Source organism: Sphingobium sp. BS19 (genome assembly GCF_027925545.1).
In the GTDB taxonomy this organism is placed as follows: Bacteria; Pseudomonadota; Alphaproteobacteria; order Sphingomonadales; family Sphingomonadaceae; genus Sphingobium.
This window is the reverse complement of the sequence record NZ_BSEF01000006.1, coordinates 15,604-34,746: the sequence shown is the minus strand read 5'-3', so window position 1 is coordinate 34,746 and position 19,143 is coordinate 15,604. Positions and strand designations below refer to the sequence as shown.

At 61.7% G+C, this 19,143-nt stretch carries 21 protein-coding genes; 5 read left to right on the top strand and 16 right to left on the bottom strand.

Annotation, left to right across the window (positions count from 1 at the left end):
* The first annotated feature begins 38 nt into the window (after nucleotides 1–38).
* A complete protein-coding gene (locus QMG56_RS07885) occupies nucleotides 39–1,280 on the top strand; it encodes a cytochrome b/b6 domain-containing protein (RefSeq protein WP_281822029.1) in 1,242 nt (413 codons plus the stop codon).
* Here the strand turns inward: QMG56_RS07885 and QMG56_RS07880 are convergent.
* Both QMG56_RS07880 and QMG56_RS07875 read right to left on the bottom strand, forming a co-directional pair.
* Nucleotides 1,277–1,894 carry a nucleotidyltransferase family protein gene (locus QMG56_RS07880; protein WP_230187025.1) on the bottom strand — a complete coding sequence of 206 codons (618 nt, stop codon included), beginning with the start codon at nucleotides 1,892–1,894 and terminating at the stop codon, nucleotides 1,277–1,279. The two genes, QMG56_RS07885 and QMG56_RS07880, sit on opposite strands and share 4 nt — an antisense overlap.
* Before the next feature lie 4 nt (nucleotides 1,895–1,898).
* Entirely contained in the window at nucleotides 1,899–2,837 is a 939-nt protein-coding gene (locus QMG56_RS07875) for an XdhC family protein (RefSeq protein WP_281822246.1), read from the bottom strand.
* Nucleotides 2,838–3,008: 171 nt separating this feature from the next.
* Between QMG56_RS07875 and folE the strand changes: the two genes are divergently transcribed.
* Together folE and QMG56_RS07865 are read left to right on the top strand one after the other, a co-directional pair.
* Complete coding sequence (gene folE / locus QMG56_RS07870) at nucleotides 3,009–3,572, top strand: GTP cyclohydrolase I FolE (protein WP_230187262.1); 564 nt, start codon at nucleotides 3,009–3,011, stop codon at nucleotides 3,570–3,572.
* Nucleotides 3,569–4,435 (top strand): SDR family oxidoreductase, encoded by an 867-nt coding sequence (locus tag QMG56_RS07865; protein ID WP_281822028.1) that lies wholly within the window; start codon nucleotides 3,569–3,571, stop codon nucleotides 4,433–4,435. The genes folE and QMG56_RS07865 overlap by 4 nt, the downstream gene beginning before the upstream one ends.
* A gap of 27 nt (nucleotides 4,436–4,462) precedes the next feature.
* On the opposite strand, the gene QMG56_RS07860 is transcribed toward QMG56_RS07865, so the two are convergent.
* Both QMG56_RS07860 and QMG56_RS07855 read right to left on the bottom strand, forming a co-directional pair.
* Complete coding sequence (locus QMG56_RS07860; RefSeq protein WP_281822026.1) at nucleotides 4,463–5,248, bottom strand: 3-hydroxybutyrate dehydrogenase; 786 nt, start codon at nucleotides 5,246–5,248, stop codon at nucleotides 4,463–4,465.
* A complete protein-coding gene (locus tag QMG56_RS07855; RefSeq protein ID WP_375713658.1) occupies nucleotides 5,245–6,435 on the bottom strand; it encodes a DUF3734 domain-containing protein in 1,191 nt (396 codons plus the stop codon). Before QMG56_RS07855 ends, QMG56_RS07860 begins: the two co-directional genes overlap by 4 nt.
* A 151-nt stretch (nucleotides 6,436–6,586) precedes the next feature.
* Between QMG56_RS07855 and QMG56_RS07850 the strand changes: the two genes are divergently transcribed.
* On the top strand, nucleotides 6,587–7,462 hold the full coding sequence (locus QMG56_RS07850; protein WP_281822023.1) for a neutral zinc metallopeptidase: 876 nt from the start codon (nucleotides 6,587–6,589) through the stop codon (nucleotides 7,460–7,462).
* 14 nt (nucleotides 7,463–7,476) lie between these two features.
* Here QMG56_RS07850 and QMG56_RS07845 read toward each other — a convergent pair whose 3' ends face one another.
* The 6 genes from QMG56_RS07845 to QMG56_RS07820 all read right to left on the bottom strand — a co-directional run bounded on the left by QMG56_RS07845 (nucleotide 7,477) and on the right by QMG56_RS07820 (nucleotide 13,546).
* Nucleotides 7,477–8,040, bottom strand: coding sequence for an ATP-dependent Clp protease proteolytic subunit (locus QMG56_RS07845; RefSeq protein WP_230187031.1), 564 nt, complete (start codon nucleotides 8,038–8,040; stop codon nucleotides 7,477–7,479).
* Nucleotides 8,041–8,111: 71 nt separating this feature from the next.
* The gene (locus tag QMG56_RS07840; protein WP_281822020.1) at nucleotides 8,112–9,422 is read right to left on the bottom strand and encodes a M20/M25/M40 family metallo-hydrolase; all 1,311 of its coding nucleotides are present in this window, start codon (nucleotides 9,420–9,422) and stop codon (nucleotides 8,112–8,114) included.
* 11 nt (nucleotides 9,423–9,433) lie between these two features.
* On the bottom strand, nucleotides 9,434–10,858 hold the full coding sequence (locus QMG56_RS07835; protein ID WP_281822019.1) for a M20/M25/M40 family metallo-hydrolase: 1,425 nt from the start codon (nucleotides 10,856–10,858) through the stop codon (nucleotides 9,434–9,436).
* 52 nt (nucleotides 10,859–10,910) lie between these two features.
* A complete protein-coding gene (locus QMG56_RS07830) occupies nucleotides 10,911–11,459 on the bottom strand; it encodes a glutathione peroxidase (RefSeq protein WP_281822018.1) in 549 nt (182 codons plus the stop codon).
* A 78-nt stretch (nucleotides 11,460–11,537) separates the two neighbouring features.
* Entirely contained in the window at nucleotides 11,538–12,263 is a 726-nt protein-coding gene (locus QMG56_RS07825) for an EAL domain-containing protein (protein ID WP_281822017.1), read from the bottom strand.
* Between the two features lie 122 nt (nucleotides 12,264–12,385).
* Nucleotides 12,386–13,546 (bottom strand): glycoside hydrolase family 5 protein, encoded by a 1,161-nt coding sequence (locus tag QMG56_RS07820; RefSeq protein ID WP_281822016.1) that lies wholly within the window; start codon nucleotides 13,544–13,546, stop codon nucleotides 12,386–12,388.
* Between the two features lie 358 nt (nucleotides 13,547–13,904).
* Here QMG56_RS07820 and QMG56_RS07815 point away from each other — a divergent pair, with 358 nt between their 5' ends.
* Nucleotides 13,905–14,114 carry a hypothetical protein gene (locus QMG56_RS07815; protein WP_230187036.1) on the top strand — a complete coding sequence of 70 codons (210 nt, stop codon included), beginning with the start codon at nucleotides 13,905–13,907 and terminating at the stop codon, nucleotides 14,112–14,114.
* Between the two features lie 58 nt (nucleotides 14,115–14,172).
* Here the strand turns inward: QMG56_RS07815 and mltG are convergent, their stop codons facing one another.
* The 6 genes from mltG to fabD form a co-directional block, all read right to left on the bottom strand.
* Nucleotides 14,173–15,144: an endolytic transglycosylase MltG gene (mltG, locus tag QMG56_RS07810; protein ID WP_281822015.1), complete on the bottom strand. Its 972-nt coding sequence runs from the start codon at nucleotides 15,142–15,144 to the stop codon at nucleotides 14,173–14,175.
* 10 nt (nucleotides 15,145–15,154) lie between these two features.
* Complete coding sequence (gene fabF / locus QMG56_RS07805) at nucleotides 15,155–16,414, bottom strand: beta-ketoacyl-ACP synthase II (protein ID WP_281822014.1); 1,260 nt, start codon at nucleotides 16,412–16,414, stop codon at nucleotides 15,155–15,157.
* A 179-nt stretch (nucleotides 16,415–16,593) separates the two neighbouring features.
* Nucleotides 16,594–16,827, bottom strand: a complete 234-nt coding sequence (locus tag QMG56_RS07800; protein ID WP_006950224.1) for an acyl carrier protein — start codon at nucleotides 16,825–16,827, stop codon at nucleotides 16,594–16,596.
* 130 nt (nucleotides 16,828–16,957) lie between these two features.
* The gene (fabG, locus tag QMG56_RS07795; RefSeq protein WP_281822012.1) at nucleotides 16,958–17,698 is read right to left on the bottom strand and encodes a 3-oxoacyl-[acyl-carrier-protein] reductase; all 741 of its coding nucleotides are present in this window, start codon (nucleotides 17,696–17,698) and stop codon (nucleotides 16,958–16,960) included.
* 11 nt (nucleotides 17,699–17,709) lie between these two features.
* The gene (locus QMG56_RS07790; RefSeq protein ID WP_281822011.1) at nucleotides 17,710–18,129 is read right to left on the bottom strand and encodes a GxxExxY protein; all 420 of its coding nucleotides are present in this window, start codon (nucleotides 18,127–18,129) and stop codon (nucleotides 17,710–17,712) included.
* A gap of 37 nt (nucleotides 18,130–18,166) precedes the next feature.
* Entirely contained in the window at nucleotides 18,167–19,102 is a 936-nt protein-coding gene (gene fabD, locus QMG56_RS07785; RefSeq protein ID WP_281822010.1) for an ACP S-malonyltransferase, read from the bottom strand.
* Nucleotides 19,103–19,143 lie beyond the last annotated feature (41 nt).

The following is a 19,143-nucleotide window of genomic DNA, read 5'->3' as shown; positions in this document are numbered from 1 at the left end:
GGCCATAGAATCGCCGCAGACATCCGGAGGCATCGCTCATGCAGAAATACAGCCGCACCGCCATGGTCCTGCACTGGGCGATTGCCGCCGCTCTGGCCTTTCAGCTTGCCGTGGGCTGGTCGCTGGAAAGCCTCGGGCCGAAGGGCTTTGCGCTGTACCAACTGCACAAATCGGTCGGGATGCTGATCCTCGCCCTCACGATCCTGCGCGTTGCGACCCGGCTCACCAAACCGCGCCCCGCGCCGACTGAAGGCGGCTGGGAAGGCGCGCTGGCCAAGGTCGTGCATCTCGGCCTCTATGCGTTCATGCTCCTCGCGCCGCTGACCGGCTGGGCGCTGGTATCGACGGCGAAGATCAAGGTGCCGACGCTCTTGTTCGGCACCATCCCCTTGCCGCATCTGCCTTTGCCACGGGCCGCGCATGAGATCGCCGAAAACGGCCACGGATTGCTCGCATGGATCGGCGTAGCGCTGTTCGCACTGCACGTAGCCGGCGCGATCCGCCATCAGCTTCTCCTGCGCGATGGGCTTGTCTGGCGGATGGTGCCGGGGCGCTCCCCCGCTCTCATGATGCTCCTGATCCTGCTCGTACCGGGGGCGTTCGTTACCGGGGGATTGCTTGCGCGGCAGGCGATGTTCGGGACGCCTGCGGAAAAAGCGCCAGCCCCCGTCGAGGGAGAAGCGGCACCAGAGAACACCACCATCGCCAACGCCGTCGTCCCGCCAGCCGACAACGCCGCCGCCGCAGTCGAAAACAGCACGCCCCCTGTCGAGGAAGCCGGACCGCCCCCGGTCTGGACCGTAAAACCGGGCGGCAGCATCGGCTTTTCCGTAGGGAACAGCGGCGAAAACATCAGCGGCGGCTTCTCCCGCTGGACCGCGAAGATCACCATGGACCCCGACCGTCCCGAAACGGCGGACATCCGTGTCGATATCGACATGAGCAGCGCCAGTACGGGCGATCCGACCCAAAGCCAGATGCTCCCCGGCGATGAATTTTTCGGCGTCGCCGCGCATCCCCGCGCGACCTTCACGGCGAAGGGCGCGACGGCGACCGGCCCGAACAGCTATACGGCCCGCGGCACCTTGTCGCTTAAGGGCGCAACCGCCCCGCAAACCATCCGCTTCAGTTTGAAGGGTACAGGTCTCAAACGCACCGTCAGTGGCACCGCCACGATTGCCCGCAAGACCTTCGATGTCGGCAATGGCGACAGCAGCGGCGGACTGGACGCCAGCGTGGCCGTCACCTTCCGCTTCGACGCCACCGGCAAAGCGCCCTAGGAGGCTGTCGGCACGTCCGGCACTGCGCTCACTTCCGGACGGGGGCGAATATCCTCCGGCGTGTCTACATCGTACAACAACGCGCTGCCCGTCTCGATCAGCAAGTTCTGGCTGATCAGCGCCCGCGCGCCCAGATCGCCTTTCAGCGCCTGCAACTCGGCAAAATGCCGCCGTCCGAAAAAGGCGGGCGGCCCCGGCGTGAAGCCATCGGTGCTGCCGACCACCGACCGGATATCCTCGGCGGTCCTTACCAGGCGCATCAAGTGGCTCTGCGGCACCTGCGGCATATCCGCCAGGCACATCAGCATCCCGTTACAGCGCAGTTCGGACACATAATCCGCCGCCAGCCGAATGCTGCTCGAAAGCCCGTCATCGGGGTTCTCATTGACGATCAGCGTAAATCCGCGCCGATCCAGCTTGCGGTGGATGATGGGGGCCAGCTCATGCCGACGCACCACTGCGATATGATATTTGAACGGAATCGATGCGACACATTCCATCGCATGGACGATCAACGGCTTCCCGTTATGATCGGCCATCAACTTGTCTTCTTCGCCAAAGCGTGTCGAGTTTCCGGCGGCCAGCAATACGGCGGCAACTTGTTCAGGGCGCATGGGTTCAGGCGGCTTCCATCATATGGGCTTCGACCCGATTGAACGCCTGTATCATACCGGCTGCGATGGAAAGTGCAATTTCGCCGGGGCCGAGCGCGCCGATGTCTATGCCTGCCGGTCCGTCGATCCGGTCCAGATCGTGCGCCGCAAACCCCTCCGCCGTCAGCCGTTCGAGCCGCGCCGCATGGCTCTTGCGCGACCCCAGCGCAGCGATGTAGCCGGTCTGTCTGCGCAACGCTTCGATCAGCGCGGGATCGTCGATCTTGGGATCGTGGCTCAGCGTCACCACTGCCGTTGCCGGATCGGGGCGCAAGGCAGCAACTGCTTCGTCGGGCCAGCGGTCGTCCAGCACGGCATCGGGAAAGCGCTCCCGCGTCAAAAAGCGTCCGCGCGGATCGACGATGGTGGTCGCGATGCCAAGCTCGCGCGCCAGTCCCGCCAGCCCCTGCGCAATCTGCACCGCGCCTGTGATGATCAAACGGCGGGGCGGGCGATAGCGGTTGATGAACTGCCCCGCATGTTCCCCCGCCACGCTCTTGCCGCTGTCCGTATCGCTGGACACCGCCAATGTTTCACCGCGTGCACGCGCTTGGGCAATCTGGGTCAGCAGGGCAGGGGCGAATCCGTCTTCCGTCAACGGCTGCACCATCACCGCAATTTCGCCGCCACAGGGCAATCCTGCTTCCCAGGCATCGCCATCGCTGACGCCAAAGCGATGCAATTTCGATATCCCAGAGATGATAACGCTTTCCGCGCTCGCCAATATGGCGTTCTCCACGCAGCCGCCCGATACCGATCCTTCGAACCGGCCATCCTCATGCACCAGCATGTGCGATCCCCGCGGTCGCGGGGCGGATCCCCATGTCTGGACGACCGTGGCAATCGCCATGCGGGCCGGGGCCCAATCCTGTGCCTTGGCAATCAAGTTACTGATATCGTCCATAGGATCGACACTGCCATTGGTTCTGCGGCCTGTCCAGCCGCGCGGATCGACATCTACGGGCTGGCAATTCGCATGCGCTATCGCCATATCCTTGGAGAAAGTTCAATTGAGGGGATCGGCGTGGACGCAGAACAAGGGGAAATCGGCCAGGGTCTTTTGCGTCCGAAAAAGATGGATGTGCCCGAAGACGTTCAGGAGGCGATCCGCACCTTGCTGCGCTGGTCCGGCGACGACCCGACCCGCGAAGGCTTGCTTGACACGCCCAAGCGCGTCGCGCGCGCATGGAAGGAATATTGCGAAGGCTATCAGGAAGACCCGGCCTATCACCTCAGCCGTATTTTCCACGAAGTCGGCGGCTATGATGAAATCGTGCTGCTGAAGGATATCCCGTTTCAGTCGCACTGCGAACATCACATGGCGCCCATCGTTGGGAAGGCGCACATCGCCTATCTGCCGGACCAATGGGTCGTCGGCATTTCAAAGCTCGCCCGTGTCCTCAATGCCTTCGCCCGCCGCTTGCAGGTGCAGGAACGGATGACCGCGCAGATCGCCGACTGCATCTGGGAAAATCTCAAGCCCTTGGGCGTCGCGGTCGTGATCGAAGGCAGCCACGGTTGCATGTCCGGGCGCGGCGTGCGCACCCATGGCGTCTCGATGACCACCAGCCGGATGATGGGCGTGTTCCGCGACGACGAAAAGAGCCGCAAGGAAGTGCTCAAACTGATGGGCATATGAGCGAGACGCCCGAAGACTCCAGCGCGGTTTCGGCGACGGGCTTCCGGTCGCTCTCCCGGCCCGCCGACGATTCGACGGTGCGCGAACGGGCGGGGCCATTGCCCATTTCCGGCAAGAGGCTGGCACTGGTAACGGGCGGACACCGCCGGCTGGGCGCGGAAATCAGCGCCGCGCTCGCCCGCGCCGGTTACGCGCTGGCCATTCACGGCAGCCATGACGTGCGGCTGGAATCCTCGCTCGCGCTGACATTGGAAGCGCAAGCCACCGAGTGGGACGGTTTCGTCGCAGACTTCGCCGATCCCGAAGCCGCCGAGGAACTGATCGCCCGCGTCGCCGCAACTTTCGGTCGTCCACCTGATCTTCTCGTAAACGGCGCGGCAATTTTCGGTCAGGACCGCCTCGAAAACATAACCTCGGACGATCTGATGCGCCATTATGCGGTCAATTGCGCCGCGCCGGTGCTGCTGACCAAGGCATTCGCAATGGTCCCTGCCGGATCGACGGATCGCAGCATCGTCAATATTCTGGATCAGCGGATCGACCATCCCCATGGCGATCAGCTTGCCTACACCTTGTCGAAGATGGCGCTGGCCGGTCTGACGCAGCTTACCGCGCGTGAACTTGCCCCGCGCGTGCGGGTCAATGCCGTCGCGCCCGGCCTCACCATCGCAACCGCCGATTATTCCGATGACCAGATGGAGCGCCTGTCCGGAGCGATGCCGCTCGACTGTCTCCCGCAACCCTCACAGATCGCCGACGCCGTGACCTATCTGGCGGGTGCGACCGCAGTGACGGGGCAGGTGCTTTACGTCGACGGGGGCGCTCATATGCAGAGCTACCCCCGTGATTTCATGCACTTATGATCGCGAAAACATTTTTCGGGTGTCGACTTATTGTGCCGTCCATCCACCGTCGACCGACAGGTTCGCCCCGGTAATCTGGCTGGCCGCATCGCCGCACAGGAACAGCGCAATCGCGGCGACCTGCTCGGGCGTGACGAACTCCTTGGTCGGCTGACCCGCCAGCAACACGTCGTTGATGACTTGCTCGCGGGTCATGTTGCGGGCCTTCATCGTGTCGGGAATTTGGTTCTCGACCAAAGGCGTCCACACATAGCCGGGGCTGATGCAGTTGGCCGTCACGCCGAACGTCGCCACTTCCAGCGCGACTGTCTTGGTAAACCCGGCAAGGCCATGCTTCGCGGTGACATAGGCTGACTTGAAGGGCGATGCCGCCTTGGAGTGTGCCGAGGCCGTCTGAATGATCCGCCCCCACTTCTTCTCCTTCATATAGGGCACGGCGAGGCGCGTCGTGTGGAACGCGGCGGTCAGGTTCAGCGCGATGATGAGATCCCACTTGTCGACCGGAAACGTCTCGACCGGCGCGACATGTTGCATCCCGGCATTGTTGATCAGGATATCCACGCCGCCGAATGCTTTGGCCGCTTCCGCCATCATCGCTTCGATCTGATCGACTTTGGTCAGATCATGGCCGCTATACAGCGCCTTCGCACCGCTCGCCTGCTCCAGCGCCACACGCTCCTTCTCGATGGCATCCTTGTCGCCAAATCCATTGATGACGATATTCGCGCCTTGGCCCGCCAGTGCCTTGGCGTAGGCCAGGCCGATACCGGACGTCGAACCCGTGATCAGCGCGGTTTTACCTTGCAGGGTCATGCTTGTTTCTCCTTCAGATGATTGGGTTGGTCCAGATCGAACGCGGCGCTGGTGCCATCCAATATGTTGCGGGCGATCAGATCGCCTTTGTGCATCACGCCTTCGACCGCTTCGCGGCCTTGCGCCCAATGGTCGAGCATCGTCGGGCGTGAGAATTCGAAGTCCCGCGCCCCGCCTTCCCACGCACGGCTGCGATAGATCAGGTGGACGATATTCACCGCACCGTCGTCCAGCAGGGCACGGACCTGCTGCACTTCCGGATCGTCGCACATCTCGGCGGGCAGATGGTTCAGCACCGCCCGAATGGCCTTATGTTCCCGCCGTAGCCGCAGATACTGGTCGGTCACTTGCCGGGTGCGGCTGGAATACTGGATGTCCTTCTGCCGCGACCATACGTCGGTCATCTGCTTGGGCATCGGCCCCTCTGCGGGGAACAGGTCGACCTGAAACACCAGCATGTCGCCGTGCTGATGGTCCAGAACATGGCTGAGCGGGGTATTGGAAACGAGCCCGCCATCCCAATAATGCCGTCCGTCGATCTCGACCGGCGGCAGTCCGGGCGGCAGCGCACCGGACGCCATGATGTGCCGCGCGTCGATCCGCATATTGGATCGGCTGATGCCATCGGGTCCGCGATTGTCGAAATAGGCGAAATTGCCGCTTTCCACATCCACGGCGCCCACGGAAATCCGGACAGGACCGTCGTTCAACAGATCCCAGTCGATTAATGTGTCCAACGTGGCGATCAGCGGCGTCGTGTCGTAATAGCTGATCGCGCCCGCCGTACCCTTGGGCATCAGCGCATTGGGGATCATGTGCGGGCGGAAGAAACCGGGGACGCCGAACATCGCCACGGCGCCTGCCGCTGCCAGATGCGCCGCCTCCCGAATATGGTCGTTTTCGGGAATCCACAGGTTCGGCATCCCGCCGCTCACCTTCTCCCAAAAGCGGTTGAGCATTTCCATGCGGCGTTCGGGCGGGTTCCCGGCGATGATCGCAGCGTTGACCGCGCCTATCGAGATGCCCGCGACCCAATCGACTTCGATCGCCAAGTCCTGCAGCTTTTCATACACCCCCGCCTGAAAGGAACCCAGCGCACCGCCGCCCTGCAACAGCAAGGCGACATGGTCCGGCAAGGGCATGGGGGGTGCCGATCGGCGGGGTCGATTCGTGGGGCTCTGTGTCATATTGCGCTGCAATACATCATAGCGTCGCACCCTTGCTATCGTTCCTTGATTACAAAGATTTCATCTTGGCCAGCCCGCACACCCGTTGAACCGTTTCCTTGGCCAATAGTTTGCCCTACGGTTAAGCCAAGGCGAAGAAGAGGGGTGCCCGATGCGGCTCGACGACGAGAATGAAAGCAGCAACTTTGAGATTCAAAGCGGTCGCGGCGGGGGCGGTGGTTTCGGCGGCGGCGGGCTGGGTCTCATCGGGATGCTGCTGGGCAGCCGCTTCGGCATATTCGGCATCGGTATTCTCATCGTCGGCGCGCTTGTCATGGGCGTCAATCCGCTCAGCCTGCTGGGCGGCGGCGGGGGCGGCGCGCCGCAGGTCCAGACCGAAAAGCCCGGCTTTCAGGAACTGACCCCGGTACAGCGCATCTCGCTCAAGGTGCTGGGTTCCACCGAGCGCCGCTGGACCGACATCTTCAAGGCGGAAGGGCAGCAATATCCGCCGCCAACGCTGGTCTTCTACAGCCAGAACGGCCAGTCAGGCTGCGGCGCGGCGCAATCGGCGATGGGGCCGTTCTATTGCCCTGCGGACCAGAAAATCTACCTCGACACCGATTTCTTCAACGAAATGGAAACCCGCTTCAACGCGCCGGGGGATTTCCCCATCGGCTACATCATCGCGCATGAAGTCGGCCACCATATCCAGACCATCACCGGCATCGCCAACAAAGTCCGCACGGCACAAAAAAGCGCTTCGGAAGCCGAAGGCAATGCCCTGCAAGTCGCGATGGAGTTGCAGGCCGATTGCTATGCCGGCGTCTGGGCCGCCCGCGACACCAACCTGATGGAAGCCGGCGATCTGGAAGAAGGTATGCGCGCCGCCCAAGCCATTGGCGACGACACCTTGCAAAAGGCCGCCGGTCGCCGCCCCGTGCCCGAAAGTTTCACCCACGGCACCGCGGCCCAGCGCATGGAATGGTTGCGCAAAGGGCTAAGCACCGGCGACCCGGCGCAATGCGATACGTTCAAAGGGGTTTGAGGCCGAGGGACTAGCTAGATAACGTCCAGCACCAGCCCCATGTCGCGGGCATCCTCGGCGTCGATATACCAGTTCTCCGGCGCCTTATGGTGCACTTCGTCGAAGCCGATATTGCTGCCTTCGATCAGCGCGCGGAAGCCTTCTTCCTCGATGTTGATGCTATGCTCGATCTCGTTGAGCGTAGCCTTCAACGTCGCGACGCACATGCGCAGCGGACCCGACAGGTTGATGGTTTTGGTGATCTGCCGCTCGTGGATCATCACTCGCGTCCCGCGCGTCAGAAAGCGTTTGTCCCGCGCAAAATAGCTCATGAAGGTTGCCCCCGCCGAATAGACGGCGGCTTGCCCCAGGAACAGCAACTCGCGCCCCTCATGCTCCTGCATGATGCGCACATCGTCGCCCATCGCGCGCGCCACTTCCGGATCGCCGCCCATCGTGGTGAGCGAAATCACCAACGGCCCGGTCTTCGGCGCGGAAATCAGCGCCTGCCGGAAAAATCCGTACATATTATAATCGACGGGGCCAGCCAGCCCGATATTCGGACGCGCCAGCAGCGGGTATAATCGTGGGTTTGCCATCGACCCCCAACGGGGCAGCCCTTCATCCGTTCCACGGATGCAATAAACGCAAGTTCGATGGCGCGGCGGCTTTACTTCTTGCGCCCCGGTTCCATGCTCAGCCGCGTCATCAATATCGCCGCCCGCTTGGCCTGCCGTTTGATGCTGTCCAGATCGGCCGTTTCTTCCGGCGTATGATCGCCTTCGCTGCTCACGCCCAGGCCGACCAGCCCGTCCGTATCCGCCGCGACGAAGGAAATATCCCCCGCACCCCGCTTCAACGGATCGAGCGCAGGCATCTGCGGCAACTTCAAATCGGCGTTGATGCCATTCAGCTTGGTCAGCAACCCGCGATTGCCCTCGGTCGGCGCCATCGGCGGATAGCCTTGGTCGATCAGGATCGTCGCGCTCGTCGCCGGCGCATGCGCCTCGACGATGGCCTTCATCTTCGCGATCACGCGGTCCGTTTGATCCTGACTCAGTGTGCGGAAGTCACCCCGCGCGATGGCGATGGACGGGATGATGTTGGTCTTCCCCGTCGCCGCGATCCGCACACCGTCCTTGTCGAGTTCCGCACTCTGCCCGCCGCCGATGATGCCGACATTGAACGTCAGGTTCGGCTCGGGCAGTTGCTTGCGAAACGTCGCAATGATCCGCGTCAGCTCATATATTGCGCCTTCCCCTGCGGTCGGCGAGAATATGCCCGAACTATGCCCGGATTTCCCCGTCGCCGTCAGCGTCCAGCTATTGGAGGATCGCCGCGCAATCGATCCCATGTCCACGCCGTCCACGACTGACAGCCCTTCGAAATCCAGCGCCACGTCCGCCCGCTTGCCCGCCGCGATCAGGTCCGCGCGCGCCACGTCCAGCGGCTCGCCGCTATCTTCCTCGTCGCCCGTCAGCACGATTTCGATGTTCGCGTTTTTCAGCGTCCCCGCCGCTTGCATCGCCCGCAGCGCAGACAGCATCACGACCATCCCGCCCTTGTCATCGGCTACGCCCGGACCCTTGGCCTTGTCGCCCGCCCGCGCGAATGTCTGGAACGGTGAATCCGGTTCGAACACGGTGTCGAGATGCCCGATCAGCAGCATCTTCGTCGTCCCCGGCTTCCCCTTGTGTGTGGCAACGATATGCCCCGCGCGCTTCGCCGCCAGCATCGGCTTCCACTCGACCGCAAAGCCCAGCGCCTTCAACTCCGGCGTCACCATCTCGCCGACCGCCTCAACGCCAGCAAGGTTCAGCGACCCGCTATTCTGATTGACCAGCTTTTCGAGCAGCGCAATCGACCGCTCATATTCAGCATCGACCGTGCGGCTCATCGCCGTTTCGGCAGGCGACAACGCCGCATGGGCGGGCAGGGCAAGGCTCATCGCCATCAAGGCGACGGTGGAACGAAGGATCATGGAATGCAGCCTCATTTGCTGGCGTAAGCCGTGACGAGATCATAGAGAAAATCGCGCCCGACCATCAGCGACGTGATTTCGCGGCGTTCATTCAGGCCATGTGCGCCATTGCCATCCGGATCGCCCCAGCCCCCCGGCACACCATAAGTCGGAATGCCGATCACCCCCAGATACGTCGCGTCGGTTGCGCCCGTCGACATGCTCGGCACCAGCGGCACGCCGGGGAAATATTTCGCGACCAGCTTTTCCGCCGGACCCATGATGCGCGGATCGAGCGGCGGCGGCACCGCAATTGGCCGGATGCGTCCAACCAGTGTCACGGTAATGGCGGGATTGTTGATGGCCTTCACCAACGCCGCCTGCGTCGTTTCGGCGGTTTCGCCGGGGAAGATACGGCAGTTGACGTTGGCTGACGCCCGCTGCGGCAATGCATTTTCCGCATGGCCCCCCGCGATGGTCGTCGCGACGCAAGTGGTGCGCAACGTACTGTTATACCCGCGATCGGACGTCACCATCGCCAATGCGCTGGCATCATTCGGGTTCTTCGACAGTGCCACCATCGCACGACCCATATCGTCGCCCCGCGACGCGCCAGCCTTCGCAAAGAAAGCGCGCGTCGTATCGTTCAGCGTCACCGGAAACCCGTAATCCCGCACCTTGGCCAACGCATCGCCCAGATCGTAGATCGCATTCTCCCGCACGGGGATGGAGCTATGCCCGCCCGGATTGGTCGCTTCGATCCTGAAATTACGGTTCGATTTCTCCCCGATCTGCATCGACTGGACGACGACCTTGCCCTTGCCATCGGTCCGCCCGCCGCCGCCTTCGTTCAATGCGAACTCAGCAGCGATCAGATCGGGCTTCGTTTCGGCCAGCCACTTGGCGCCGTTGAAGCGCCCGCCCGTTTCCTCGCCGCAGGTCAGCGCCAGCTTGATCATGCGCTTCGGCGCAGGGCCGTCTTTCTTCAGCCGCGCCATGATGTCGACCCACGCGGCGACCATCCCCTTCATGTCGGATGCGCCACGCGCGTAATAATATCCGTTTTCCTCGACCATCGTGAACGGATCGCGGGTCCAGTCTTCCCGCTTGGCTTCCACCACGTCCAAATGGCCGAGTAGCAACATCGGCTTCAGCGTCTTGCTCGTCCCCGGCAGCACCGCGACCAGCCCGCCATCCTTGGGAAACTCCGGCACGGAAAACAGCGTAAGCTGATCGTCCTTATACCCCGCCGCCTTCAACCGCGCCGCCATCTTCTCCGCTGCCGCCGTGCAACTGCCCGAAGACACCGTCGTGTTGGTCTCCACCAGTTCCTTGAACAAATCGCGAAACACCGCCTGATCGGCGCTCAGTGGCGCAGGCGTCTGTGCGCGAGCGGGAGATATAGTGGCAATGGCCAGCGGCAATATGGCGGTCCACGCCAGCAAATGTGCGCGCATGATGTTCCCTGTTTTATGAATGTGGTCCTGAAAGCGGATTGCGCCCCGAAATCTACTTCGCCAGTTCCGCTTCGATGGCAGCGACCAGTTCCGCATCGTCCGGTGCCGTCGTCGGCGCAAACCGCCCAGCAACCGTGCCGTCCTTTGCGATCAGGAACTTCTCGAAATTCCACAGCACTTCCGGCTCCGGATTCGGCGTCATGCCATATCCGCGCAGCTTTTCACGAAACGCATCGCCATCGCCTGACGCCTTGGGCGCGGCCTCGGTCAGCGCCGCATAAAGCGGATGCTTGTCCGGCCCCGTCGCGACCAGCTTGGCGAACATCGGGAAATCCACTGCGAAATTGGTGGTGCAGAACGTCGCGATGTCCTCGTTCGTCCCCGGCTCTTGTCCCGCAAAATCATTCGCCGGAAAGCCCGCCACGACCAGCCCCTTATCCTTATAGTCCGAATAGAGCTTCTCCAGCCCTTCATATTGCGGCGTCAGCCCACATTTGGACGCGACGTTGACGACCAGCACCACCTTCCCGGCAAAATCGGCCAGGCTGGCATCGCCATCGCGGATCGTCTTGAGCGGAATGTCTTGCAGAGCAGTGGTCATGGGGGAGACTCCTGTAGGTTTTACAGGAGGCTAGAGCGGCGCAGCAACAGGCGCAAGTGAAGCTATTCCAAACCCTGATCAGGCAACCGCTTCGTATGTTTCCGGGTAACCGTCTCGGGGCAGCCGCGCGATCGGCAACATCTTAAAACCGGGACGCGCAAGCAGATAACCCTGAATATACCGCACACCGATGGCGCGCAGGGCATCATATTCGCCGACGGTCTCGATACCTTCGGCAATAATCGTAATGCCCAGCGAATTGGCAATGCGAAGAACGCCTTCCACAATCATCCGGCGCGGCATGCTGGTGTCGAGGCCGCGGATCAACTCCATGTCGAGCTTGATATAATCGGTCTGGAACTTGGCGAGCAGCCCCAATCCGGCATGGCCCGCGCCGAAGTCGTCGATGGCGGTGCCGAACCCCATCTTGCGGTAGGATTCGACGATGCTCTGAACATGCCCCACATCGGCCATATGCTCATTTTCAGTGAACTCGAATATCAGTCGATCCGTGGGAAAGCCTGTCGCTTGGGCTGTCTTCAACGTCAACTGGATGCACGCTATGGGTGAATATACGGCATTGGGCAGAAAATTGATCGATAGCTTGGCCCCGCTGTCCAATATTCCGGCAGCAACGGCGCCTTCTATTGCGGCCACGCGGCACTGCTGATCGAACGCATAGCGGTTTGAGGGCGTCACATTGGCAAGAACGTCGGCAGCGCTTTCGCCATTCGCGCCGCGAACCAGCGCCTCAAAAGCGAACGGATTGCCAGTATCCGTATCGACAATCGGCTGGAATGCCATGGCGATGTCGAAAGTCTGGCCTTCCGATTTGCAACCTTGGCACCCTGCCTGCACGCTTCGTTCTCCTGCGGTATTCCGATGCTTAGGCAGCAGATACTAATGGCTTGTGAATACAGCCAAAACTACATCAAAGTCGTCGTGGTCTGCACCGCATCCAGCATCCCCGGTATCCACCCCGTCTTATTATATAGCGAAAAGCCGTTGGTGAACGACCATGCGCAACTCTGCACACCGATGGAGGCAAAGGCGGAACTCACCAGCCCGTAATATTGTATGCGGTCGGCAACGGCGATGCCGTCAATATCATAGGCGCCATATTCGCCCAGAAACGGCACGCGCCCGGTGCGGTTCATATACTCTTTGACGCGCGTGACTGCTGTATCGATGGCTGCACGATCGCTTTCCTGTAGCGCACGACCCATCGGATAAGCGATTGTCGTCCATTTCGCGCCCTGATGCGTGAACTCCTTGGCCTCGTAAAAATGGAAGGTGGGGATCAGGTTGGGATCGTCCAGCGGGATATCGAATGTCGCCAGCGATTCGACCTTGCTGCCATAATTGCCGGCCACGACGATCGGTCGTGTCGGGTTTGTCTTCCGGATCTCTTGGATCGCAGGCTTAAAGATGTCCCAGGTGCTGACCTTGCTCCAGAATTCATGGCTCGGCTCATTCAGCAACTCGAACCACACCTTCGGCCCATCGTTGCGATGCGCTTCGGCAATCTGCCGCCAGATCGCCAGGAAACGCTCCCGCTCGGCAACGGGGGACTGCTGCACGTCGATATAGTGATGCAGATCGATGATGATGTTGAGGTCCGCGGCCACGGCCAGGTCGACCACGTGCCGCACGCGCGCCATCAGTGCGGCCTCAATGGCATAGGGTGGGGTTATCGCCGTGTGCGCGGAATATTTGACGGGCAGCCGCACGGTATCGAACCCGGCGGCACGGATGGTGCGGAAATCGTCATCGCGGATCGGGCGTCCGAAAATATCGCCTTCGATCTCGCGCTCCAGCATCCCGCCCATGTTCACGCATTTGCCCAGCGGCAGGGCATTGCCCTTCGACGGTCGCGCGGCCGGTGCCAGCGTATAGCCGAACGCCACCTTCGCCGCTGTGGGCGCAGGCGTCGGCGTTGGCATCGCGCTCCCGCCTCCGGTGGAGGGCGACGTGGGAATCGTGACGGGCGGTGTGGCAGAGGCAGGCGTGGCGCTTGTCCCGCCGCCCCCGCCGCAGGACGCCAGCAGCACAGTGAGGAGAGGCAGCGATAGCGATCGAGGTGACATAAAATTCGTTCCGGTTGCGAAGCGGTGAACCGTCAGGACGACATGCCATCTACCTGATTTCACTCTGAAAACCGGGTCTATGGGAATATAGTTAACAAGCTGTTGTGTGGCGTGTCTTCTTCCTGCGGCAACGCGCAGACTCCACAGGTGCCCCCTTGGCGTTGCTATTTTGTGACTATGCCGCTATGCAACAAACGTCGCGTGCGGGACGATTGCTCGTCACTGGTTGCACTTTGCACGAACGCCGCGGCCGGTCATCGAAGCGCCCGGATTATTCGGATGTCGATGAAACAGGCTGCGCGTGCTGCTTTGCCTGCCTTTTTACGCCCTTTGCCGGGCATGTGATGGAGAAGAACCCATGTCGTCCAGTGCTGTCCGCCCGTTTTTGGTCAATAAGGATGAAGATGGCCTTTTCCGCCTGACCGTTCGCGAAACCCGCTACAATTCGCAGGGTTATCCGCTGGTCACCTCCACGCTGCAGCCCGAAACCTTCAAGACCGCAACTGCTGCCAAGGTGCACGCACGCGAAGTCTTCGGCGCTGTCACCGGCGACTACGCAACGAAGTAAGGGGGTAGGGGGCCACGTCCCCCTGCTGACACAGGCGATGGGCGCGCAGTGTCGCGCCCTATAGCTCGCCCCGCTGGCGCCGGATCTCGAACCAGCGACGCACATTTTCGTTATGCTGTTCCAGCGTATCGGCGAAGATATGCCCACCCTTGCCATCGGCCACGAAATACAGGGCCTTGGTCGGCGCAGGGTTCAACACTGCGACAATCGACAGCCGCCCTGGATTGGCAATCGGTCCCTTGGGCAGGCCTGTCATCGCATATGTATTATAATCGTTCACCGCTGCGATTTCCGATTTGCGGATACGGCGACCCAGCGGCTTTCCCTTGGTAATCGGGTAGATGATCGTCGGGTCCGCCTGCAGCATCATCGCCTTGCGCAGCCGGTTGCCATACACGCCCGCGACCGTAGGCCGCTCCGTCGCGACGGAGGTTTCCTTCTCCACGATGCTCGCCAGAATGATCGCCTCGCGCGGCGATGTGACGACCGCGTCCTCGCTGCGCTCCGCCCACATCGTCGCCAGCGCCTTGGTCATCGCAGCCTGCATCCGCTTGAGCACAGCGGCGCGCGGCTCACCCTTTTCATAGGCATAGCTGTCCGGCAACACGCTGCCTTCGGCGGGCACGGCGAGTTCACCCGTCAGGTCATCCACGGCCTTCAACCGCTCATACACCAGGATCGACGGCATACCCTCAGGAATGGTGATCAGCCGCGTGACGGCTTTGCCGCCCTGCAGGATCGTCAGTATTTCCGAATTGCTCGCGCCCTTGGGAATGGCATATTCGCCCGCCTTGATTGCCTTGCCCGATCCGAACACCTTGGCCCGCGTCAGGAACGCGTCGGCGGACAGGATTAGCCCTTCGCGTTTCAATTGCACCGCCGCGCTGGTCAGCGTCACGCCATCGGCGATCACGACCGTCTTGGCAGTCTTCGATGGCCCGTCCTGCGTCCAGCCATGCACGAACTGAAACGCCACGAACGCCAGTGCCGCCACGCAGACCAGCAGGATCAGGCAGCCAACACGGCGCATCGAACGGCCCTTACAGCGCCTTCATGACAAGGCTGGCGTTGGTGCCGCCAAAGCCGAAGCTGTTGTTCAGCACCGCCTTCACCTTCCGCTCCTTGGCGACATGCGGCACGAGATCCACGCCCGCGCAGCCATCCGACGGATTGTCGAGGTTTAGCGTGGGCGGCACGATCTGGTGGCGCATCGCAAGGATGCAGAAAATCGCTTCGACCGCGCCTGCACCGCCCAGCAAATGGCCGATGGCGGACTTGGTGGAGGACATCGACAGCTTGGCAATGTCGTTGCCGAACAAGCGCCGCACCGCGCCCAGTTCCAGCTCGTCGCCCATCGGCGTGGAGGTGCCATGCGCGTTGATATAATCGATGTCGGACAAAGCCAGACCCGACTTGCGCATTGCCATTTCCATCGAGCGGAACGCGCCCGAACCTTCGGGATGCGGTGCCGTCACATGATAGGCATCGCCCGAAAGCCCATAGCCGATCACTTCGGCATAAATTTTCGCGCCGCGCGCCTTGGCATGTTCATATTCTTCCAGACACACGACGCCTGCGCCTTCGCCCATCACGAAACCGTCGCGATCCTTGTCATAGGGGCGCGATCCCTTTTCGGGGGTGTCGTTGAAATTGGTCGACAGCGCGCGGGCCTGCGCGAAACCGGCGATGCCGATGGGGCAGATTGCGCCTTCCGCGCCGCCCGCCAGCATCACGTCGGCATCGTCCATCGCGATCATCCGCGCGGCATCGCCAATCGAATGTGCGCCCGTCGAGCAGGCTGTCACGACAGCGTGATTCGGACCCATCAGGCCATATTTGATCGACACCTGACCGGAGATCAGGTTGATAAGCCGCCCATGCACGAAATGCGGCGACACGCGACGCGGCCCCTTTTCGTGCAGCACAATCGATTCGCTGGCGATGCCCGGCAGGCCGCCGATGCCCGATCCGATGGAAACGCCCATCCGGTAACGCTCCTCTTCGGAAGCATCCGTCAGGCCTGCATCTTCCAGCGCCTGTCCGGCGGCATCGATGCCATAGATGATGAACGGATCGACTTGCCGCTGAACCTTGTGATCGACGCGCAGATTGGGGTCGAACCCATATTCGTGATCGGCCGGCTTCACTTCGCAGGCGATGCGGCACGCATAATCGGTGGCATCGAAGCGGGTGATCGTCGCCGCGCCGGATTTCGACGCGATGATGTTCTTCCACGCCGTCTCAACGTCTGCACCCAGCGGCGTGACCATTCCCAGACCCGTTACGACAACACGACGCATAATCCCGCTCCGTCAAAATCAGACTTGTCACCCGTCGGGCAAAGACCGACCGGCGTAAATAAGAAAATAAAAGGAAACGGCCCCCCTTCCACCGGATACCGGGGACGGAGAGCCGCTCAACCTTGTGTCGGCTCGTCTCACGGCGGGGTGTTTATGCCCGCTGCGAGCGAAGTCCGTCTTTACTGCTTGCTGTCGATGTAATCGATCGCATCCTTGACGGTGCCGATCTTTTCAGCCGCATCGTCAGGGATTTCGACACCGAATTCTTCTTCGAACGCCATCACCAGCTCAACGATGTCGAGGCTGTCTGCGCCCAGATCGTCGATGAAGCTTGCGTCTTCCGTAACCTTCTCGGCTTCGACGCCCAGATGCTCGACGACGATTTTCTTAACGCGATCTGCGGTCTCACTCATGGGTGGTCCTTCTTTCTGGGTAGTGCGATTGGGACATGAATATCTGTTCAGCCCGCCCTAGTGGCAAGGGAAGCGCTAGGCAAGAGGCAACAAATGCGCCGCCACCTGTGCTTTGGATCGGTTCGGCGCATCAGATCATGGCCATTCCACCGTTCACATGCAGCGTCTGGCCGGTCACATAGCCTGCTTCGCGGCTCGCCAGATAGGCGACAGCGGCGCCGATATCGTCGCCTTCGCCCAGCTTGCCCGCCGGAATCCTGCCTGTAATCGCTTCCTTTTGCGCGTCGTTCAGCGCGTCGGTCATCGCCGACCGGATGAATCCGGGCGCAACGCAATTAACGGTTATGCCGCGTGTTGCCAGTTCCTGCCCCAATGCCTTTGACATACCGATCAGCCCTGCCTTCGATGCGGCATAATTGGCCTGGCCCGGATTGCCCGTTACGCCCACAACGGATGTAATCGAAATGATCCGGCCAAAGCGCGCTTTCATCATCGGCTTTGCCGCAGCACGGCAGAGGCGAAACGCCGCTTCCAGATTGATACGGATCACCTGATCCCACTCGTCATCCTTCATCCGCATCGCCAGATTGTCGCGCGTCACGCCTGCATTGTTAACGAGTATGTCGAGCTTCCCGCCCAGCGCCTCGACAGCCTGCGGCACCAGCGCATCGACGGCGGCACCATCGGACAGGTTGCAGGGCAGGGTAACATGATCGCCCGAAAACTGGCTGGCAAACGCCGTCAGCTTTTCCGCATTGGACCCCGAAAACGCCACCCGCGCCCCCTGCGCCACCAGCGCGCCTGCAATAGCGGACCCAATCCCGCCCGATGCCCCCGTAACAAGGGCCGTCATTCCTGTGAGGTCGAACATAGAAAGCTCCATTAGATTTGGTTCACGCGGAGACGCGGAGACGCAGAGGGGTGATAGTCATTTACGAGGCGGCGGACGCCTTCTTTCAGCGTGGCACCGCCAAAGTTGATGAGAAGCCCGACCGACTGCCCGGTCAGGCGCAAATAGGTCAAAAGCTGTTTTGAATGCGCGGCATTGATGCGTTCCACCGATTTTATTTCCACGAGCAATCGTTCTTCCACCAAAAGGTCTATGCGGAAGGCCGCGTCAAATCGCATCCCTTCAAATTCTATATCGATGGGCCGCTGGCGCGCCACCGAATAGCCCATGGAAACGAGTTTTCCCGCAAGCACTATTTCATAAACACTTTCCAGCAGACCCGGACCAAGTTCACGGTGAATGCGCAAGGCCGTATCCAGAACATCTCCGCTAATACGATCGATATCGGTCACAAACCCTCCGCGTCTCAGCGTCTCCGCGCGAAAAATCCTACAACTTCGCCAGCGCCGCCTCGATATCGTCCATCGTCACGATGCTCGTCACGGTCGCGTCCGGGGCGATGCGTTTCACCATCGGGCCGAGTACCTTGCCGCCCAGTTCCACGAAGTCTGTGACCCCGGCCTCCCACATCGCGCTCACGGATTCGCGCCAACGGACCCGGCCCGTGACTTGCTCCACCAGTCGCGCCCGAATGTCGTCCGGCGCGGCAATCGGCGCGGCCAGCACATTGGCATAGACCGGCACCACCGGCGCCCGCAGCGCCGCCTCAGCCAGCGCTACCGCCATCGCATCGGCGGCTGGCTGCATCAGCGGGCAATGGAAAGGCGCGGAAACGGGCAGCAGCACACCGCGCTTGATCCCATGCTCCTTCACCAGCGCAATCGCCCGCTCGATCGCCCCGCGATGCCCGGAAATCACGACCTGCGACGGGTCATTGTCGTTCGCCACCGTGCAGACTTCACCTTGCGCCGCGGCATCGGCCAGCGCCTGCGCCTTTTCGATATCCGCGCCCAGCAATGCCGCCATCGCGCCTTCGCCCACCGGCACCGCTGCCTGCATCGCTTGCCCGCGCAGCTTCAGCAGCCGCGCCGTCGTCGCCACATCGAATGCACCTGCCGCGCACAAGGCGCTATATTCGCCCAGACTGTGCCCTGCGACGAAATCGGCTTTCTCCGCCAGCCGCAGCCCGCCTTCCTTTTCCATCACCCGCAACGTCGCCAGCGCATTGGCCATGATCGCAGGCTGCGCGTTTTCGGTTAGCGTCAGGTCGCTTTCCGGCCCCTCCACCATGATGCGAAACAGCTTCTGCGACAGCGCATCGTCGACTTCCTGAAACAGCTCGCGCGCTGCCGGACTGGCATCCGACAGGGCTTTGCCCATGCCGACCGATTGACTACCCTGACCGGGAAACAGAAACGCCCGCATACATCCTCCACCTTGCGCATCGGCCAAATCCAGCGACCGTT

Bases quoted from the DNA above. Each gene is read 5' to 3' on its own strand.
- QMG56_RS07820 (WP_281822016.1), bottom strand. From the start codon at position 13,546: ATGTCACCTCGATCGCTATCGCTGCCTCTCCTCACTGTGCTGCTGGCG.
- QMG56_RS07825 (WP_281822017.1), bottom strand. From the start codon at position 12,263: ATGGCATTCCAGCCGATTGTCGATACGGATACTGGCAATCCGTTCGCT.
- QMG56_RS07845 (WP_230187031.1), bottom strand. From the start codon at position 8,040: ATGGCAAACCCACGATTATACCCGCTGCTGGCGCGTCCGAATATCGGG.
- QMG56_RS07860 (WP_281822026.1), bottom strand. From the start codon at position 5,248: ATGACCCTGCAAGGTAAAACCGCGCTGATCACGGGTTCGACGTCCGGT.
- fabG (WP_281822012.1), bottom strand. From the start codon at position 17,698: ATGTTCGACCTCACAGGAATGACGGCCCTTGTTACGGGGGCATCGGGC.
- QMG56_RS07815 (WP_230187036.1), top strand. From the start codon at position 13,905: ATGTCGTCCAGTGCTGTCCGCCCGTTTTTGGTCAATAAGGATGAAGAT.
- QMG56_RS07830 (WP_281822018.1), bottom strand. From the start codon at position 11,459: ATGACCACTGCTCTGCAAGACATTCCGCTCAAGACGATCCGCGATGGC.
- QMG56_RS07855 (WP_375713658.1), bottom strand. From the start codon at position 6,435: ATGACACAGAGCCCCACGAATCGACCCCGCCGATCGGCACCCCCCATG.
- QMG56_RS07865 (WP_281822028.1), top strand. From the start codon at position 3,569: ATGAGCGAGACGCCCGAAGACTCCAGCGCGGTTTCGGCGACGGGCTTC.
- mltG (WP_281822015.1), bottom strand. From the start codon at position 15,144: ATGCGCCGTGTTGGCTGCCTGATCCTGCTGGTCTGCGTGGCGGCACTG.
- QMG56_RS07885 (WP_281822029.1), top strand. From the start codon at position 39: ATGCAGAAATACAGCCGCACCGCCATGGTCCTGCACTGGGCGATTGCC.
- QMG56_RS07850 (WP_281822023.1), top strand. From the start codon at position 6,587: ATGCGGCTCGACGACGAGAATGAAAGCAGCAACTTTGAGATTCAAAGC.
- fabD (WP_281822010.1), bottom strand. From the start codon at position 19,102: ATGCGGGCGTTTCTGTTTCCCGGTCAGGGTAGTCAATCGGTCGGCATG.
- QMG56_RS07880 (WP_230187025.1), bottom strand. From the start codon at position 1,894: ATGCGCCCTGAACAAGTTGCCGCCGTATTGCTGGCCGCCGGAAACTCG.
- QMG56_RS07800 (WP_006950224.1), bottom strand. From the start codon at position 16,827: ATGAGTGAGACCGCAGATCGCGTTAAGAAAATCGTCGTCGAGCATCTG.
- QMG56_RS07875 (WP_281822246.1), bottom strand. From the start codon at position 2,837: ATGGACGATATCAGTAACTTGATTGCCAAGGCACAGGATTGGGCCCCG.
- QMG56_RS07835 (WP_281822019.1), bottom strand. From the start codon at position 10,858: ATGCGCGCACATTTGCTGGCGTGGACCGCCATATTGCCGCTGGCCATT.
- QMG56_RS07840 (WP_281822020.1), bottom strand. From the start codon at position 9,422: ATGATCCTTCGTTCCACCGTCGCCTTGATGGCGATGAGCCTTGCCCTG.
- folE (WP_230187262.1), top strand. From the start codon at position 3,009: ATGGATGTGCCCGAAGACGTTCAGGAGGCGATCCGCACCTTGCTGCGC.
- fabF (WP_281822014.1), bottom strand. From the start codon at position 16,414: ATGCGTCGTGTTGTCGTAACGGGTCTGGGAATGGTCACGCCGCTGGGT.